We start from the raw sequence: 17,019 nt of genomic DNA, 5'->3' as shown, positions 1-17,019 counted from the left end.
CGTCACCTTTGCCTGTCGCTGAAGTCGAGCGTGCTCCTGACCGCCGCCCGCCAGCCGAGGACGCGCCTTTGCCGCTCGCCCTCCTCCATGGCGGGAACGAAGCTCCGGTCGCGCTTCCAGCTTCGCGAGAAGCCCTGCATGTCCGGCCACGCCCCTGCCGCATAGCCCGCCAGCCACGCGGCGCCGAGCGCCGTCGTCTCGTTCACGACGGGGCGGTCCACCGGCACGTCGAGAATGTCGGCCAGCCGCTGCATCGTCCAGTCGCTCGCCGCCATGCCGCCATCGACACGCAGGAAGGTCTCGCCCGTGCGCGGCCAGTCCTGGCGCATCGCCTTCAACAGGTCACGCGTCTGGAAACAGACCGATTCCAGCGCGGCCTTGGCGAGTTCCGCGGGGCCGGTGTTGCGGGTGAGACCGAAGAGCGCGCCGCGCGCATCGGGGTTCCACCAGGGCGCGCCGAGCCCGGTAAAGGCCGGGACGAGGTAGACGTTCTGGCTCTCGTCCGCCGCATCGGCGAGCGCGCCGGAGCGGTCCGCCCGGTCGATGACGCCGAGCCCGTCGCGCAGCCATTGCACCGCCGCGCCGGCGACGAAGATCGAACCCTCCAGCGCATAGTGCATCCGGCCGTCGATGCGGTAGGCGATGGTCGTCAGCAGCCGGTGCTGCGAGACCACCGGCTCCTCGCCGATATTGAGGAGGGTGAAGCAGCCCGTGCCGTAGGTCGACTTCACCATGCCGGGCGCGAAGCAGGCCTGGCCGATCATCGCGGCCTGCTGGTCGCCGGCAATGCCCCGGATCGCGATACGGCCGCCGAACAGGGCCGCGTCCGTCTCCCCGAAATCGCCGGTGTTCCCCACGATCTCCGGCAGGATGGAGCGCGGTATGCCGAAGAGCGACAGCAGGCTGTCGTCCCATTCGGCCGTCGCGATGTTGCACAGCATGGTGCGCGAGGCGTTAGTGACGTCGATCACATGGCACCGCCCGCCCGTCAGCCTGTAGACGAGCCAGCTATCGACCGTGCCGAAGGCAAGGTGTCCCGCCTCCGCCGCCGCCCGCGCGCCGGGCACATGCTGGAGCAGCCAGGCGATCTTGGTGGCGGAGAAATAGGGGTCGAGCAGGAGGCCTGTCCTGCGGCCGATATCCTGCTCCGCGCCGTCGGCGCGCAGGCGCGCGCAGTGCTCGGCGGTCCGCCGGTCCTGCCAGACGATGACGCGGGAGACGGGCGCGCCCGTCCGCCGGTCCCACAGCACGACCGTCTCGCGCTGGTTGGTGATGCCGATGGCCGCGATCTCGCCGGCCGAGACGCCGGAGGCGCTCAGCGCCGTGCGGGCGGTCTCCACCGCCGTGCGCCACAGGTCCTCCGCGTCATGCTCGACCCAGCCCGATTGCGGGAAATGCTGCGGGAATTCCTGCTGGCCGCTGCCGGCATTGCGGTATTCCCGGTCGAACACGATCGCCCGCGTGGACGTCGTGCCCTGGTCGATGGCTAAGACATATCCGCTCATGGCCGCTCCCGCTCAGCTGGTCGCCGTCTTTCGTTCTCTTCCGGCGAGGAACGCCGTCAGGGCAGCCACCTCGTCCGGCGTGCAGCGCAGGCCGAGCTTGGAGCGCCGCCACAGGATGTCCTCGGCCGATTTCGCCCATTCCGTTTCCACGAGATGGCGGATCTCGTTCTCGCCGAGATCGGCCGCGACGATCCGGCCGAGGCTGCCCTCCGGCCCGAGGATATCGAAGGCCTTCGTGCCGTAGTTGCGGGCGAGCCGGCGGATCGTCGGCCTCGCCACGGAAGGCGCATGGGCCGCAAGCCGCCCGACCAGCGCCTCGAACCCGTCGACGGGAAAATCCCCACCCGGCAGGGTCGCGCCGGCGGTCCAGCGCGGCTTGCGCGCGCCGAGATATTTCTCCGCAAGATCGACGACCTCCTCGGACAGGCGCCGATAGGTGGTGATCTTGCCGCCGAAGACGTTGATCATCGCGCCGCCCGCCGCATCGCCCTCGGCCTTCAGCACGTAGTCGCGCGTTGCCTCCTGCGCGCTCCCGTCCCCGGTCTTGTAGAGCGGGCGGATGCCGGAATAGGACCAGACGACATCCGAAGGGGCGATCTGCCGGTGGAAATATTCGCTCGCGGCGGCGCAGAGATAGGCCGTCTCCTCCGCGCTGATCGCCACCTTCTCCGGCTTGCCGGGGAAATCGCGGTCCGTCGTGCCGATCAGCGTGAAATCGCCCTCATAGGGAATGGCGAAGATGATGCGCTTGTCAGCGTTCTGGAAGATATAGGCCTTGTCGTGATCGAAGAGTTTCGGAACGACGATATGGCTGCCCTGGACGAGGCGGACATTCGCCGCCCTCGCCCCGCCGGCGGAAAGCCCGATCACCTGGTCCACCCAGGGACCGGCGGCGTTGACCACGAGCCGGGCGCTGACCGTCCGGCGCGCACCCGTGTCCCGGTCGGCGATCTCGGCGGAAAAGCCACCGCCCTGCCGCTCGACGCGCACAACCTCGCTGCGGGTCGATATCTGCGCGCCGCGGTCGGCGGCATCGCGGGCGTTGAGCGCCACCATGCGCGCATCCTGCACCCAGGCATCGGAATATTCGAAGCCCCTAGCATAGGCGTCCTTCAGCGGCTTGCCGGCCGCATCCGTCTTCAGGTCCAGCACCGTCGTCGCCGGCAGGCGCCTGCGCCCGCCGATATGATCGTAGAGGAAGAGGCCGAGCCGGAGCAGCCAAGCGGGGCGCAGCCCCTTGTGGTGCGGCAGCACGAAGCGCAGCGGCCAGATGATGTGCGGCGCCATCGCCCACAGCACTTCCCGCTCCATCAGCGATTCCCGCACCAGCCGGAACTCGTAGTGCTCCAGATAGCGCAGGCCCCCGTGGATGAGCTTGGTGGACGCCGAGGAGGTGCCGCTGGCGAGATCGTTCATCTCGACGAGCAGCACCTTGTAGCCGCGCCCGGTCGCATCGCGCGCGACGCCGCAGCCGTTGATGCCGCCGCCGATGACGAGGATGTCATAGTCGAAGGCCATGTCAGAGCCCCGCGACACAGACATATTTCAGCTCGAGGAAGCCCTCGATGCCGTATTTGGAGCCCTCGCGGCCGAGGCCGGACTGCTTGACGCCGCCGAAGGGCGCCATCTCGTTGGCGATGAGGCCCGAATTGACGCCGACGATGCCGGCCTCCAGCGCCTCGGCGACACGCCAGACGCGCGCCATGTCCCTGGCGTAGAAATAGGAGGCGAGGCCGTATTCGCTGTCGTTCGCCATGGCGATGACCTCGTCCTCGTCCTTGAAGGAGATGATCGGGGCGAGCGGGGCGAAGGTCTCCTCGCTCGCGACCTTCATCGCCTGCGTGACGCCGACGATGACGGTCGGCTCGTAGAAGGTGCCGCCAAGCGCGCTGCGCTTGCCGCCCGCCACCAGCCTGCCGCCCTTGTCCAGCGCGTCGGCCACATGTTCCTCGATCTTGGCGACGGCCTTGTCGTCGATCAGCGGGCCCTGCGTGGTGCCGGCCTCGGTGCCGCGGCCGAGCGTGATGGCGGCAACCTTCGCCAGCAGCTTCTGCGTGAAGGCTTCCACCACGCTTTCCTGCACATAGATGCGGTTGGCGCAAACGCAGGTCTGGCCGGCATTGCGGAATTTCGAGATCATCGCGCCTTCCACGGCCGCGTCGAGGTCGGCGTCGTCGAAGACGATGAAGGGCGCGTTGCCGCCGAGCTCCAGCGACAGGCGCTTGATGCCGTCGGCGGCCTCCTTCATTAGCCAGCGGCCGACGCCGGTCGAGCCGGTGAAGGTGATCTTGGCGATCTTCGGGTTATGGCAGAACTCCGTGCCGATCGGCCGCGCCTCGCCGGTGACGACGGAGAAGACGCCCGCCGGCACGCCGGCACGCTCGGCAAGCACGGCAAGCGCCAGAGCCGAAAGCGGCGTCTGCGAGGCCGGCTTCAGCAGCATGGAGCAGCCGGCGGCAAGCGCCGGGCCGGCCTTGCGGGTGATCATGCCGTTCGGGAAGTTCCAGGGCGTGATGGCGGCGCAGACGCCGACCGGCTGCTTCAGCACCATGATGCGCTGGCCGGGATTGGCGCCGGGAATGATGTCGCCGTCGATGCGCTTGGCCTCTTCGGCGAACCATTCGAGATAGGCCGCGTTGGAGACAACTTCGCCCCGCGCCTCGGCGAGCGGCTTGCCCTGCTCGGAGGTCAGGATCAGGGCGAGGTCGTCGGCATTGTCGAGGATGAGCTGGAACCAGGCATTGAGGACCTTGGCGCGCTCCTTGGCGGTGCGCTTCGCCCAGAGCTTCTGCGCCGCTTCGGCGGCGTCGATGGCACTCGCCACCTCCTCGCGCGAGAGCGAGGGAACCTCGGCGATCACGGAACCGTCGAAGGGATCGGTGATGGCGAAGGTGCGGCCATCGGCAGCCGGGACCCAGCGTCCGCCGACGAAGGCCTTGTCGGTGAGCAGGCTTGCATCCTTGAGCGCGGTTTTGAGCGAATGCGTCATGAGAGATCTCCGAAAAGCTTGAGGAAGGCGGGCGCGGCAAGCGAGATGCCGGACAGGAACAGGAGGCAGAAGGCGACGCGGCGAAGGCCCGTCGGGGTCAGCGGCGGCGGATAGCGGCGGGCAAGCGCCGTGAAGGCCATCACGACGGGAATGCACAGCAGCCCCCACCAGAAGGACGCGGACGGCATGTCGCCCGCCAGGGCAACGAGCAGCAGGCGCAGCACCGCATTGACGGCGAAGACGGCGACGAGCGTCTCGCGGATCGCGACCGGGCGCAGCGGCTGGCGGTAGAAATGATAGACGAGCGGCGGCCCGGCGGTGGAGAAAAGCCCGCCCATGACGCCGGCGACGGCCCCGAAGAACGCAAAGGAGGCAGGCCCCGAGGGCTCTTCCAGCGGCGCGGGCTTCAGGAGAAGCTGGATGCTGGAGAGCACGATGATCGCGCCGAGCACCAGCTTGAGCCAGTCGAGCGAGGAGGAGAACAGCAGGCCGAGCAGCCAGTAGCCGACGACGAGGAAGGCAAGGCTGACGAAGATCACCAGCAGGAACTCGCGCCGGGCGATATCGCGCCAGCCCCTGGCCAGCACCTGGCCCGCATTGACGATGGCGAGCACGCCGACCAGCACGGCGGCATCCGGCAGGGGCACCACGCCCGTCAAGCCGACGCCGCCCATGAACAGGAGGCCGAGCGCGAAGCCGGTCAGCGTCTGCACATAGGAAGCGCCCGCCGCGAGCAGCAGCAGGACGGCAAGGCTCATCGCATCCATGTTCAGAACGTCCCGATGCCCGAGAACAGGTCCGCGCGCGCCGCGCCCTCGCGGTAGAACACGGCAGGACGGCCGAGCGGGGCCGGAACGGTCACCTTGCGGCCGCCCTCATGGGCCTCGCCGCTCCAGACATGCACCCAGCGCGCGCCCTTCGGCAGATAGACGCTGCGCTGTTGCTCGCCCGCCTTCCAGACGGGGGCGACCAGCAGGTCCGCACCGTAGAGATAGGCGTCCTGGATGGCATAGGTGGCACGGTCGTCCTCATGGTGCAGGAAGAGCGGGCGCTGGACGGGCAGGCCCGTCTCAGCCGCCTCGGCCGAAAGGCTTTTGAGGTAAGGCGCGACATGCACGTAGATCGCCGTCATGCGAGCGAAATGGGCGAGCACCGCCTCGTCCTGGTCGATCTGCACATTGTCGCGCGGGCGGTTGCCCTCGTGGCTGCGCATGACGGGCGTGAAGGCGGCCATCTCGGCCCAGCGCATCAGGAGCTCCGGCGTGCGGACATTGCCGAAGAGGCTGGTATAGCCGCCGATATCGGAGTGGTGATAGGCATTGCCGAGAAGGCCGGAGGAGAGAGCGCCGGACATGACGGTGACGAGGCCGTCATGGCGGGAGAAATCCACCGACTGGTCGCCGCCCCACAGGAGCGGGCAATGGGCCTGCACGCCGGTATAGCCGGCGCGCATGAAGAACAGCGTGTCGCCGGTCTTGCCGCGACTTTCAACGGCCCTGGCGTTCACCTCGGCCCAGAGCGTCGGCCAGGCATTGTGCATCAGCTTGGCGTCGATGCCGTTGGAAAGCTTCACGTCGATCGGCAGATATTCGCCGAAATCCGCCATCCAGCCGGAGAGGCCGTAATCCAGCATGTTCTGGCCGATCACCCGTTCGGCGAACCAGGCGGCCGCGGCCGGATTGGTGAAATCGACCACGCCGCAATCGAACTCGCCGAAATCGACCAGCGCGGTCTTGCCCTGCGCATCCGTCGCGAAATAGCCCTTGGCCTCGGCCTCCGGGAAGAGCGAGCCGTCGACGCAGAGATAGGGGTTCACATAGCCGAGGAAGCGGATGTCGTCGTCGGCAAGCTCGGCGATCTTCTGGCGCAGATGCGGATAACGCTCCTCGTTGCCGACCCAGTCCCAGAAAAGCCGCGCGCCGAAGGAGGTGTGGCGCAGGCCCACCCAGTCCTCGCACCACAGGCCCGAGACCTTAACGCCGGCGGCACGCATCTTCTCCAGCCGCTCGAAGGAGCCCTTGCCGTCCTTGAGGCCGACGATCGCGCCCCGGTAGATCCAGTCGGGCAGTTGCGGCTGGCGGCCGAAGCGCAGCGAGAGCTTGCCGACGAGGTCGCGGAAGGTATCGGCGGCGAAGAACTCGATCTTCTCCGGCACCTGCCAGATTTCCACCTCATGGAAACCCTCGTGGCGGAAGTCGAAGACGGCATAGGCGGTCGTGTCGACATGCAGCGCATAGCGGCGGGAGGAGATGAACGTCGGCTGCGGATAGTTGGTGTTGTAGTAATCGCCGCCGGCCTTGCCCGTCACGTCGGACTGGAAGGTGATCTCCGTCGTCTTGTCGCGGCCGACACCGGGCTCGGACGTCCAGAGCGGAAAGCGGCGGCCGCGCATGTCGAAATAGGACATCTGCTCGCCGCCACCCCAGACATGTTCGCCTTTCTCGGCGACCGTGCGCAGCCAGATACGGTTGACGGAGGCGTCGGGCGCGGCAAGCCGCAGGCTGTCGCCATCGACCGTCAGCACGAGGCGCACCGGCTGGCCGGGCGCGGCGGAAAGGCGGATCGTGCCGCCATCGACCTCGGCATGGGCGAGCGCAACGCGCTCGACCACATAATCCTCAATGTCGAAATTGCCGCGATACATGTCCATGCGCTCCTCGCCGTGGCCGGCGAAGAAGGCTGGGCTATCGGTCGTGTGGCGCAGGATTTCGCGGCCGTCGAGGGAAAGCGTGAAGCCGTTGGCGGTCTTTTCGAGGAGCATGGCGAAACCCTTCAGTTCTGCGTAAGGCCGGCATCGACGATGAAGTTGGCGCCCGTGCAGCCATTGCTTTCATCCGAGCCGAGGAAGAGCGCGAGGCGGGCGACATGGCCGGCATCGAGGCGGAATTTCAACGATTGCAGGTCGATGAATTTCTGGCTTTCCTCCGGCCCGGCCCAGAGCGCCTTCTGGCGCTCGGTGACGATGGCGCCCGGCACGATGCAGTTGACGCGGATGCCGTCGGGGCCGAGATCGCGGGCGAGCGTGCGCGTCATGCCGTTGATCGCGGCCTTGGCCGTCGTGTAGCCGACCATGACCGGATTGCCGCGCATCCACGATACGGAGCCCATCATGACGACGGAGCCCCTGCCCTTCTCGCGCATGCCCCTGGCGACGGCCTGCGTCGCGAAGAACTGGTGGTCGAGGTTCAGCGCCAGCATGCGCCGCCAGTAATCCGGCTCGACTTCGTCCATGCGGTGGCGGTCGTCCTTGCCGGCATTGTTGACGAGCACGTCGACCGCGCCGTGCTTCGCCTCGACCTTCGCCACGGCAGCGCGGAGCGCCGGAATATCGGTGAGGTCGCAGGCATGGAACTCCGCGCCCGTCGCTTCCGCCGTCGCCTTGCCGGCCTTCCCGTCGATATCGAGGAAGGAAACCTTGGCGCCCTGTGCGCGGAAGGCAGCCACCATGGCCTCGCCGATGCCGGAAGCGCCGCCGGTGATCAGCACGTTACGGCCTTCGAGCGAATGATAGCGGACGGTATCGTAGGTCATGGCAGGCCTCAGCGGGCTGGATTGAACAGGGGCCGGGCAAGCCCGGCGACGTCGGCGCGCATGGAGAAGAGCGCGCCGGAGAGAGGATATTCGGCAAGTTCCTCATCGGGCCGGCCGATGGAGGCGCTGGTGCAGTAAAGCGTCTTCAGGTCAGGCCCGCCGAAGGCGATCATGGTCGGGCATCTCGCCGGCACCGGATATTCGGCGAGAAGCGTGCCGTCCGGCGCATAGCGCTGCACGCGGCCACCCTCGAAAAGCGCCGTCCAGTAGCAGCCCTCGGCATCGACCGCCCCGCCGTCCGGCCGCCCCTTGTCGGTTTCGGAGCCGAAGCGGGCGAAGACCTGCCGGTTCGTCGCCTCGCCGGTCGCGGCATCATAGTCGCAGGCATAGAGCGTGTAGCGCAGCGTATCGGAATGATAGAGCCGCTTGCCATCCGGCGAGAAGGCGACGCCGTTGGAGGTGAGCAGCCCGCCGGCAAGGCGCGTCAGGCCGCGATTGTCGTAGCGATAGAGGCTGGCGATGCCCTTTTCGCGGGTCTCGTCCACCGTGCCGGCGACGAAGCGGCCGGCCGGATCGACGCCGCCGTCGTTGAAGCGGCTGATCGCCTGGTCCTCGGGATTGTCCGCAAGCTTCCTCCGCAGCGTGCCGTCCGCATCGATGAGCCAGAGGCCGGAGCGCAGGCCGGCGATGAAGCCGCCGCCCTCGGCAAGGCCGATGCAGCCGACTTCCTCCGGCAGCTCCATCGTGCCGAGCGATCCCGTTGCCGGGTCGAGGCGGTGGATGCGGCAGCGCTTGATATCGACGAAATAGAGCACCTGTTCGGCGACCGACCAGAGCGGGCATTCGCCGAGCGCGGCCGTAAAATCGAGAACGGGGGCAAAGCCTTGTTCCACTGCGCCGCCCTCAGTAAGCCGCCATCGGCGTGGCGGGCGCCTGCGCCGTACCCTTCAATTGGCCGAGCCATTCACCCGCGCGGCCCGTCATCAGGGCGATGTCGGAGGCGATGGCGGCATAGTCGTAGCCGTAGCCGATGAAGCGCTTCACCATGTCCGGGTTCGGGCCGACGATGCCGACCGGCTTGCCGGCCGCATGCGCATCCTTCGCCGCCTTCTCGATCAGCGCCTGCACCTCCGGATGGGCGATATTGCCGATATGGCCCATGGCGGCCGAGAGATCGCCCGGCCCGACGAAGAGCGCGTCGATGCCCTCGACGGCGGCGATCTCCGGCAGGCGCTCGATGGCTTCCGGCGTTTCGAGCTGCACGATGGTGCAGATGTCGTCATTGGCGGTTTTCAGGTAGTTCGGGATCGTGCCGAAGCGCGAGCCGCGATGCACTGCGGCAACGCCCCGGATGCCGTGCGGCGGATAGCGCGTATAGGACGCGGCGGCCTTGGCCTCTTCCGCATTCTGCACGAAGGGCAGCATGACGGTGCGCGCGCCGGCATCGAGCGCCCGCTTGACCAGCACCTGGTCGTTCCACGCGAGCCGCACCACGGCATCGGCCGGCGTACAGCCGATGGCGCGCAGGATATGGGCGAGATCGGTGAACTCGACCGGCACATGCTCCATGTCGACGACGAGGAAATCGAAGCCGCCGTAACCGAGCGCCTCGGCCGTCGCGGGCGCGGCCGCCATCAGCCAGGTGCCGAGCGGGGTGGCGCGGCCCTTGTCGGAAAGCCAGGATTTGAAGGGATTGACCGTGCTCATCGCGTCGTCCTCAAAAGATTACGGGATCCGGCACGGGTTGCGTGCCGCTCAGGAAATCGAAATCGCAGCCCTCGTCGGCCTGGCTGACATGGCGCTGGTAGAGCGCCGCGAAGGAGCGCTCATAGACCGGCGCGGTCGGCTTCCACGCGGCGCGGCGGCGGGCAAGCTCTTCCTCGCTCACCTCCATGTCGATGGTGCCGGCCTTGACGTCGAGGCGGATCAGGTCGCCGGTTCGCACCAGCGCCAGCGGCCCGCCGACGGCGGCTTCCGGCGTCACGTGCAGGATGCAGGTGCCGTAATGGGTGCCGCTCATGCGCCCGTCGCAGATGCGCACCATGTCGCGCACGCCCTGTTTCAGCAGCTTCTTCGGGATCGGCAGGTTGCCCCATTCCGGCATGCCCGGCGCACCGACCGGGCCGGCATTGCGCAGGATGATGACCGTATCCTCGGTGATGTCGAGATCGGGATCGTCCAGCGTGCGGTTCATGGTTCGCGGATCGTCGAAGACGATGGCCGGGCCGACATGCTGCAGGAATTTCGGATTGGCGGCCGAGGACTTCATCACCGCGCCACGGGGCGCGAGATTGCCGCGCAGGACTTCCAGCGTCTTGCCGCGGGAAAGCGGCACGACGGGATTGTCTTCGCCGCGGATCACCTCGTCGTTCCAGCAATCGGCCGCGGCGATATTCTCGCCGAGCGTCCTGCCGTTGACCGTCGGGCGGTCGAGATGGAGATGATGGGAGACCTTGCGCAGGAGCGCGTTGAGGCCGCCCGCGAAGTAGAAGTCCTCCATCAGCCATTCGCCCGAGGGGAAGACGTTGGCGAGAACCGGCACCTTGGCCGCCATCGCCGCCATGTCGTCCAGCGAAAGCTCGACGCCGACCCGCTTGGCCATGGCGACGAGATGGACGGCGGCGTTGGTGGAGCCGCCGAGCGCCATATAGGCGACAAGGCCGTTGAGGAAACTTTCCCGGTTGAGGAGCGTCGAAGGCTTGCAATCCTCCCAGACCATCTCGACGACACGCTCACCGCAGGCCGAGGCCATGCGCGGGTGGCCGGAATCGGTGGCGGGAATGGAGGAGGCGCCGCTCAGCGTCATGCCCATCGCATCGACGATCGACGTCATGGTCGAGGCCGTGCCGATGGTATTGCAGGTGCCGGCCGAGCGCGTCATGCGGCTTTCGAGGTCCACCCAGTCGTCGCGGGTGATGTTGCCGGCCCTCAGCTCGTCCCAGTATTTCTTGGTATGGGTGCCGGCGCCGGTCTTCATGCCGCGCCACTGGCCGTTCGACATCGGCCCGGCCGGGCAGAAGATGACCGGGATATCCATCGAGAAGGCACCCATCAGCAGCGCCGGCGTGGACTTGTCGCAGCCGCCGAGCAGCACGGCCCCGTCGATGGGGTGCGAGCGTAACAGCTCCTCGCATTCCATGGCGAGGAAGTTGCGGTAGAGCATAGTGGTCGGCTTGACCATGACCTCGCCCACCGACAGCGCCGGCAGCTCGACAGGATAGCCGCCCGCCTGCCAGACGCCGCGCTTGACGGCTTCGGCCCGGTCGCGCAGATGCGCATGGCAAGGGCTGATTTCGCTCCAGGTGTTGATGATGCCGATCACGGGCTTGCCCATGAACTCCTCGCGGCGCATCCCCATCTGCTGGGTCCGCTGGCGATGCGCGAAGCCGCGCATGTCGTCGGAGGCGAACCAGCGCTGGCTGCGCAGTTCGGAAATGTCGCGTCGTTTCGTCATCCCTTGATCCCCCCGGCGGTCAGGCCCGAAACCACGCGTTCCTGGAAGATGACGATCAGCACGGCGACCGGGACGATGCCGACGACGAGCGCGGCGGAGATGACCGGCCAGGGGAAGGCGAACTCGCCCTGGTAGAGCTGGATGCCGACGGGAAGCGTGCGCAACGACGGATTGGAGTTGAAGGAGAGCGCCAGCAGGAACTCGTCCCAGGCATTGACGAAGGCGAGGATGCCGGCGGTGAAGACGCCCGGCGCGCAGAGCGGCACGACCACCTTGAAGAGCGCGCCCATGCGGGTGCAGCCGTCGATCATCGCCGCGTTCTCGAGATCACGCGGGATGCCCTCGAAGAAGGAGACGAGCATCAGCGTGCAGACCGGCAGCGACAGCACCGTATAGGGCAGCACCAGCGCGATCCAGGTGTTGAGCAGGTTCAACGTACGCATGATCTCGAACAGCGGCACGAGCAGCGTCACCAGCGGGAAGGTCGAGACGGCGATGATCAGCGACAGGATGAGGCCGCGGTAGCGGAGATTCAGCCGTGCCAGCGCATAGGCCGCCAGCACCGCGACGATCAGCGTCAGGCAGGTGGAGAGCAGCGCCACCATGAAGCTGTTGAACAGGAAGAGATGCAACGGTTGGTCGGAGAAGGCCTGCATGTAGTTGGCCAGCGTCGGGGCGTGCGGCACCCAGGTGATGGGCTTTGCGGTCAGCTCGGCTTCCGTCTTCAGCGACGTGAAGAGGATCCACAGCGCCGGGAACATGCCGTTGACGATGAGCACGGCGCCGGCGATCAGGCGCAGCGGGCGGCCGGACAGGAAGGAAGACATTCCGGGAGATGCGACGGCACTCATGGCTTACTCCTTGGTCCGGATGGCGCGCAGATAGACGGCGGTCACGCACATCGACAGGGCGAACATCACGACGGCAAGCGCCGAGCCATAGCCGAGGTCGAGGAAGGAGACCGTGTTCTGGTGGATGTACATGGCGAGCGTGGACGTCGAGGTGCCGGGGCCGCCGCCGGTCATCATGTAGGGAATGTCGAAGGTCTGGAGCGCGGTGATGGTGCGGAAGATCAGCGCGACGACGATGGAGGGTTTGAGGAGCGGCAGCGTGATCTCGAAGAACTGGCGGATACGGCCGGCGCCGTCGACATCGGCGGCTTCATAGAGCGAGCGCGGGATCGTCTGCAGGCCGGCGAGGATGATCAGCGCCATGAAGGACGAGGTCTTCCAGACGATCGTCAGACAGATGGCCGCGAAGGCCCAGTTCGGCGAATTGAACCAGATGATGCCCTCGAAGCCGAGGCGCATCAGCACATCGTTGACGACGCCGTATTCCGAATGGAAGAACCAGGCGAAGATCAGGCCGGCGAACGAGAGCGGCAGCGCCCAGGGGATCAGCAGGGAAAGGCGCACCGGCCACTGCACACCGAAGGGGAGGTTCGCGAGCAGGGCCAGTGCCAACCCGACCAGGAGGGCGCCGGGCACGGTGATGAGCGTGATGAGGACGGTGTTCCAGGTGGTTTCCCAGAAGACCGGATCGTCGAGCATGAGGCGGTAGTTTTCGAGGCCGACGAACTCCGCCGGCAGGCCGGAGGTGAGCGACAGGCTGAAGAAGCTGGTATAGCCGAGGCGCAGCACCGGATAGACGATGATCAGCGCGAGCAGGATCGCCGCCGGCGCGAGCAGGACCACGGCGAGCGCCCGATCTCCGAGATCGAGCCAGCGCGTCCAGGCCGGCGGGCCGCGGTCGGCCGGGCTTGCGGCATTGAAGGTGGAGGTTGTCGACACGGGGCAGCTCCCGACGGTTCAGAGCAATCCCTGCGCGGCCGCAGGATTACGGCCATTGCGCTGGGAACGGCGTGAAAACAAAGGATGGGCGCCGGAAGGATCCTTCCTTCCGGCAGTCACGATCAGCGCAGGATGCGCTTCAATCGCGCCTCGATCTGGCTTGCGCCGTCTTCCGGCGTCGTGACGCCCGCGAGCACGGCGTTGACGGTCGTGCGGATGACTTCGCTCACCTCGTTGTAGCGCGGCGTCACCGGACGGGCCTTGGCGGTCTCGACCACCTGCAACGCATCGGCGAACCACGGCACGGCCTTCAGGACCTCGTCGTTCTTGTAGGCGTTGGCGAAGGTCGGCAGCAGCGAGCCGTTGGCCGCCATGAAGACCGAGACGTCCTCGCTGGAGAGGTATTCGACGAGCTTCTTGGCCTCGTCCTGATGGGTGGAATAGGCCGAGACGCCCCATTCCCAGCCGCCGAGGCAGCTTGCCTGTTCACCGCCGCCGAGGGTAGGCAGGCGCGTGACGCCGACCTTGCCGTTGACAGCGGAATCCGGACCCTGGAAATGCGTCCATGCATAGGACCAATTGACCGCGAAGGCGGCGCTGCCGGCCTGGAATTCCTTGCGCGTGTCGTCGGTGGCGACCTCCGCGATGTTCTTCTTGGCGACGCCGGTGTCGACGAAGCCCTTCCACAGCGACAGCGCCGTGACGGCGGCGTCGTGGTCGAAGGTCAGCTTGCCGTTCTCGACAAGGTTCTTGCCCTGGCTCCAATAGGGCAGCAGGAAGGTGCAGACCGCGCCCTCGATGGCCTTGCCCTGGAAGGAGAGACCCTGCAGGTCGGGGTTCTTCTCGCCCTCGGCGATCGTCTTGGTGGCCGCCGCCAGCTCGTCCCAGGTCTTGGGCGGGGCGATGCCGTATTTGTCGAGCAGATCCTTGCGATAGTAAAGGAACATGGCGTCGGCGAAGGCCGGCAGGGCGACGACCTTGCCGTCCACCGTATTGGCCTCGGCATAGGCCGGCAGGTAGACCGACATGTCCTTGCCCTCGAAGTCGGAGGTCCAGCCGGCGGCGGCATATTGCGCCGGGCGGATGACGTCGAGCATCAGCACGTCGAGGTTCGTATCCTTGGCCGACATGACGGTGTTGAGATACTGCGCCTGTGCTTCCGAGGTGTTGCCGCCGGTCTCGATCGCCACCTTGACGCCGGGATTGGCCGCTTCGTACTTGTCGAGCACCTTGCGCCACACTTCGGGCTGGTGCTGGCTGGAAACGAAGACCTTCAGGTCCGTATCGGCAAAGGCCGGGACCGCGAAGACGAGCATGCTCGTGGCGGCGAAGAGGCTCGCCGTGATCCTGATGTTCATTTTATCCTCCCGTGGATGATCAGTTGATGACGCGTTCGCTTGCGGCATCGAAAAGATGGATTTTCGAAGGGTCGACGCCGATGCGGATTTCCGCGCCCGGCTCCGGTCGGGTCTCCGGCGGCATGCGGGCGGTCAGCACGTCGCCGCCGACCGAGAAATGCACCAGCGTGTCGGAGCCGAGCGGCTCGACGACCTGTACGCGGGCGGAGATCGCGGCGGCCGGATCGGCAGTCGCGCCGAAATGCTCCGGCCGGATGCCGACGATCACGTCGCGGCCCTCAAGGTTCGTCTCGCGCCCGGCGCGCACGGAAGACAGCGCCAGCCTGTTGCCATCGGCGAAGGAGAGACAGCCCGCCTCGACGCTGGCCCTGGCGAAGTTCATCGCCGGCGAGCCGACGAACCCACCGACGAAAACGCTCTGCGGCCGGTTGTAGACCTCGTCCGGCGTGCCGACCTGCTCGATATCGCCGCCCTTGAGGATGACGATGCGGTCGGCCAGCGTCATCGCCTCCACCTGGTCGTGCGTGACATAGATGATCGTCGTGCCGATCTGCTGGTGCAGGCGCTTGATCTCGGTGCGGACCTGGCCGCGCAGCTTGGCGTCGAGGTTGGACAGTGGCTCGTCGAAGAGGAACACCTTGGGGCGACGCACGATGGCGCGGCCCATGGCGACGCGCTGGCGCTGGCCGCCGGAAAGCTGGCCGGGACGGCGCTCCAGCAGGTGACCGATGCCGAGCATCTCGGCAGCCTCGCTGATGCGACCCTCCGCCTCGGCGGCCGGGACGCCATGCACCTTCAGGCTGAAGCCCATGTTCTCGCGCACCGTCTTGTGCGGATAGAGCGCGTAGTCCTGGAAGACCATGGCGATGTCGCGTTCGCGCGGCGGCAGCCGGTTGACCAGCGTCTCGCCGATGCGGATCTCGCCGTCGGTAATGCTTTCGAGCCCCGCCACCATGCGTAGCGTCGTGGACTTGCCGCAGCCCGAGGGGCCGACGAACACGACGAACTCGCCGTCGGCGATCTCGAGATCGACACCCTTCACGATACGCAGCGTACCGTAGCTCTTTTCCAACTTGCGAAGGCTGACTGAAGCCATTCCTCTCTCCCAAAAGCCACCGGCTCCTCCGGCTCGATGGCGGCAATAATAGCGCTACGATTTATGCGATGCAAGATGGCCTTATAAAAATGTTTTTTGCCGCAAAGACAACGAAAGGAAAACGAAAATCGATTAATATGCCTTTATTTTCAGCATATTATCAATTTCAAGGCATAGGATTTCCGTTGCGATCAGAACAGAACTGTGCTATCAATATGATAATAGCGCTACGGAGTTACCATGGACGCCGCAAGACGGAAACCGCCCCGCAACCGCCGCAAGATGCAGTCCGTCACGATGTCCGACGTCGCCGGGCTCGCCAATGTCTCGCCCTCCACCGTCTCGCTCTTCCTGCGCAAGCCGGAAGCCGTCTCGGCGACGGCAAGCCAGGCGATCAGCCGGGCGATCGACAAGCTCAACTACGTGCCGAACCTCATGGCCGGGGGGCTCGCGGCTGCTTCCTCCCGCGCGGTCAGCATTCTCGTCCCCTCGGTGCGCAACGCCTTCTTCGCCGAGACGGTCTCCTCCATGCAGGCGGCGCTGAAGAAGCAGCGACTGCAGCTCATCCTCGGCCATACCGAATATGACGAGCACGAGGAGGAGGAACTGGTGCGCATGGCGCTGTCCTGGGCGCCGGCCGCCATCGTCCTGACCGGCCTGTCGCACAGCGCGGCGACGCGCCGCCTGCTCGCCAATGTCACGATCCCGGTCATCGAGATCTGGGAGCTGGGCGGCCCGCAGATCGATACCGCCATCGGCTTCCATCACGATCAGGTCGGCGTCGCGGTGGCGGAACATCTCATCCAGCAGGGCCGCCGCAACCTGCTTTTCCTCGGCGCACGCATGCACCAGGACCGCCGCGCCAAGCAGCGCTGCGACGGCTTCCTGCGCGCCGCCAAGGCTGCCGGCGTGAGCGCACAGGTCGTGGAACACCCGGATACGGCGTCGGCGGAAATCGGATCGATGCTGCTGGTCGAAGCCCTGCGGCTCCACCCCGAGACCGACGGCATCGCCTGCTCGAACGACCATATCGCGCTCGGTGCGCTCTTCGCCTGCGAGCGGCTGAAAGTCGCCGTGCCCGAGCGGCTTGCCGTGGTCGGCTTCGGCGACCTCTCCTTCAGCGCCGCCTGCAACCCGCCCCTCACCACCATCCGCCCCTCCGGCGACCTGATCGGCCGGGAGGCCGCAAGGCTGATCGAGGAGCACCTGGGCGGCGAAAGGCCGGACGGACCTCGCGCGATCGACACCCGCTTCACATTGCAGCACCGCCGCAGCAGCTAGGCCTCCTTGTCGGCA

At 66.7% G+C, this 17,019-nt stretch carries 14 protein-coding genes; 1 reads left to right on the top strand and 13 read right to left on the bottom strand.

The features are described 5' to 3' along the window. Window positions 1-2: 2 nt before the first annotated feature. From glpK to ACZ1A1_RS03760, 13 genes are all read right to left on the bottom strand, one after another. Entirely contained in the window at window positions 3-1,505 is a 1,503-nt protein-coding gene (glpK, locus tag ACZ1A1_RS03820) for a glycerol kinase GlpK (RefSeq protein WP_463618836.1), read from the bottom strand. A 12-nt stretch (window positions 1,506-1,517) separates the two neighbouring features. Next, window positions 1,518-3,023 (bottom strand): glycerol-3-phosphate dehydrogenase, encoded by a 1,506-nt coding sequence (glpD, locus tag ACZ1A1_RS03815; protein ID WP_463618835.1) that lies wholly within the window; start codon window positions 3,021-3,023, stop codon window positions 1,518-1,520. A gap of 1 nt (window position 3,024) precedes the next feature. After that, the gene (locus tag ACZ1A1_RS03810; protein ID WP_463618834.1) at window positions 3,025-4,494 is read right to left on the bottom strand and encodes an NAD-dependent succinate-semialdehyde dehydrogenase; all 1,470 of its coding nucleotides are present in this window, start codon (window positions 4,492-4,494) and stop codon (window positions 3,025-3,027) included. After that, window positions 4,491-5,261: a TSUP family transporter gene (locus ACZ1A1_RS03805; RefSeq protein WP_463618833.1), complete on the bottom strand. Its 771-nt coding sequence runs from the start codon at window positions 5,259-5,261 to the stop codon at window positions 4,491-4,493. The genes ACZ1A1_RS03810 and ACZ1A1_RS03805 overlap by 4 nt, the downstream gene beginning before the upstream one ends. A gap of 2 nt (window positions 5,262-5,263) precedes the next feature. Further along, window positions 5,264-7,255 (bottom strand): alpha-glucosidase, encoded by a 1,992-nt coding sequence (locus ACZ1A1_RS03800; RefSeq protein ID WP_463618832.1) that lies wholly within the window; start codon window positions 7,253-7,255, stop codon window positions 5,264-5,266. An 11-nt stretch (window positions 7,256-7,266) separates the two neighbouring features. Then, the gene (locus ACZ1A1_RS03795; RefSeq protein WP_463618831.1) at window positions 7,267-8,025 is read right to left on the bottom strand and encodes an SDR family NAD(P)-dependent oxidoreductase; all 759 of its coding nucleotides are present in this window, start codon (window positions 8,023-8,025) and stop codon (window positions 7,267-7,269) included. 8 nt (window positions 8,026-8,033) lie between these two features. Beyond that, on the bottom strand, window positions 8,034-8,918 hold the full coding sequence (locus ACZ1A1_RS03790; RefSeq protein WP_463618830.1) for an SMP-30/gluconolactonase/LRE family protein: 885 nt from the start codon (window positions 8,916-8,918) through the stop codon (window positions 8,034-8,036). A 10-nt stretch (window positions 8,919-8,928) separates the two neighbouring features. After that, window positions 8,929-9,732: an HpcH/HpaI aldolase family protein gene (locus ACZ1A1_RS03785; protein WP_463618829.1), complete on the bottom strand. Its 804-nt coding sequence runs from the start codon at window positions 9,730-9,732 to the stop codon at window positions 8,929-8,931. A gap of 10 nt (window positions 9,733-9,742) precedes the next feature. Beyond that, window positions 9,743-11,479, bottom strand: coding sequence for an L-arabinonate dehydratase (araD, locus tag ACZ1A1_RS03780; RefSeq protein ID WP_463618828.1), 1,737 nt, complete (start codon window positions 11,477-11,479; stop codon window positions 9,743-9,745). Then, complete coding sequence (locus ACZ1A1_RS03775) at window positions 11,476-12,330, bottom strand: carbohydrate ABC transporter permease (protein ID WP_463618827.1); 855 nt, start codon at window positions 12,328-12,330, stop codon at window positions 11,476-11,478. Before ACZ1A1_RS03775 ends, araD begins: the two co-directional genes overlap by 4 nt. Window positions 12,331-12,333: 3 nt before the next feature. Continuing rightward, window positions 12,334-13,269, bottom strand: a complete 936-nt coding sequence (locus tag ACZ1A1_RS03770) for a carbohydrate ABC transporter permease (RefSeq protein ID WP_463618826.1) — start codon at window positions 13,267-13,269, stop codon at window positions 12,334-12,336. A 122-nt stretch (window positions 13,270-13,391) separates the two neighbouring features. Next, the gene (locus tag ACZ1A1_RS03765; RefSeq protein ID WP_463618825.1) at window positions 13,392-14,627 is read right to left on the bottom strand and encodes an ABC transporter substrate-binding protein; all 1,236 of its coding nucleotides are present in this window, start codon (window positions 14,625-14,627) and stop codon (window positions 13,392-13,394) included. A 19-nt stretch (window positions 14,628-14,646) separates the two neighbouring features. After that, window positions 14,647-15,723 carry an ABC transporter ATP-binding protein gene (locus tag ACZ1A1_RS03760; RefSeq protein WP_463618824.1) on the bottom strand — a complete coding sequence of 359 codons (1,077 nt, stop codon included), beginning with the start codon at window positions 15,721-15,723 and terminating at the stop codon, window positions 14,647-14,649. A 240-nt stretch (window positions 15,724-15,963) separates the two neighbouring features. Between ACZ1A1_RS03760 and ACZ1A1_RS03755 the strand changes: the two genes are divergently transcribed. Continuing rightward, on the top strand, window positions 15,964-17,004 hold the full coding sequence (locus ACZ1A1_RS03755; protein WP_463618823.1) for a LacI family DNA-binding transcriptional regulator: 1,041 nt from the start codon (window positions 15,964-15,966) through the stop codon (window positions 17,002-17,004). Window positions 17,005-17,019 lie beyond the last annotated feature (15 nt).

The organism is Shinella sp. R2-11, assembly GCF_055330205.1.
Note: the sequence above shows the minus strand (reverse complement) of the source record. Positions and strands in the feature narration are given on the sequence as shown.

What these genes read in the sequence shown, in the direction of transcription:
- glpD (WP_463618835.1), bottom strand. Translation starts at nt 3,023, where the DNA reads ATGGCCTTCGACTATGACATCCTCGTCATCGGCGGCGGCATCAACGGC.
- ACZ1A1_RS03775 (WP_463618827.1), bottom strand. Translation starts at nt 12,330, where the DNA reads ATGAGTGCCGTCGCATCTCCCGGAATGTCTTCCTTCCTGTCCGGCCGC.
- glpK (WP_463618836.1), bottom strand. Translation starts at nt 1,505, where the DNA reads ATGAGCGGATATGTCTTAGCCATCGACCAGGGCACGACGTCCACGCGG.
- ACZ1A1_RS03785 (WP_463618829.1), bottom strand. Translation starts at nt 9,732, where the DNA reads ATGAGCACGGTCAATCCCTTCAAATCCTGGCTTTCCGACAAGGGCCGC.
- ACZ1A1_RS03800 (WP_463618832.1), bottom strand. Translation starts at nt 7,255, where the DNA reads ATGCTCCTCGAAAAGACCGCCAACGGCTTCACGCTTTCCCTCGACGGC.
- ACZ1A1_RS03795 (WP_463618831.1), bottom strand. Translation starts at nt 8,025, where the DNA reads ATGACCTACGATACCGTCCGCTATCATTCGCTCGAAGGCCGTAACGTG.
- ACZ1A1_RS03805 (WP_463618833.1), bottom strand. Translation starts at nt 5,261, where the DNA reads ATGGATGCGATGAGCCTTGCCGTCCTGCTGCTGCTCGCGGCGGGCGCT.
- ACZ1A1_RS03765 (WP_463618825.1), bottom strand. Translation starts at nt 14,627, where the DNA reads ATGAACATCAGGATCACGGCGAGCCTCTTCGCCGCCACGAGCATGCTC.
- ACZ1A1_RS03760 (WP_463618824.1), bottom strand. Translation starts at nt 15,723, where the DNA reads ATGGCTTCAGTCAGCCTTCGCAAGTTGGAAAAGAGCTACGGTACGCTG.
- ACZ1A1_RS03810 (WP_463618834.1), bottom strand. Translation starts at nt 4,494, where the DNA reads ATGACGCATTCGCTCAAAACCGCGCTCAAGGATGCAAGCCTGCTCACC.
- ACZ1A1_RS03755 (WP_463618823.1), top strand. Translation starts at nt 15,964, where the DNA reads ATGGACGCCGCAAGACGGAAACCGCCCCGCAACCGCCGCAAGATGCAG.
- araD (WP_463618828.1), bottom strand. Translation starts at nt 11,479, where the DNA reads ATGACGAAACGACGCGACATTTCCGAACTGCGCAGCCAGCGCTGGTTC.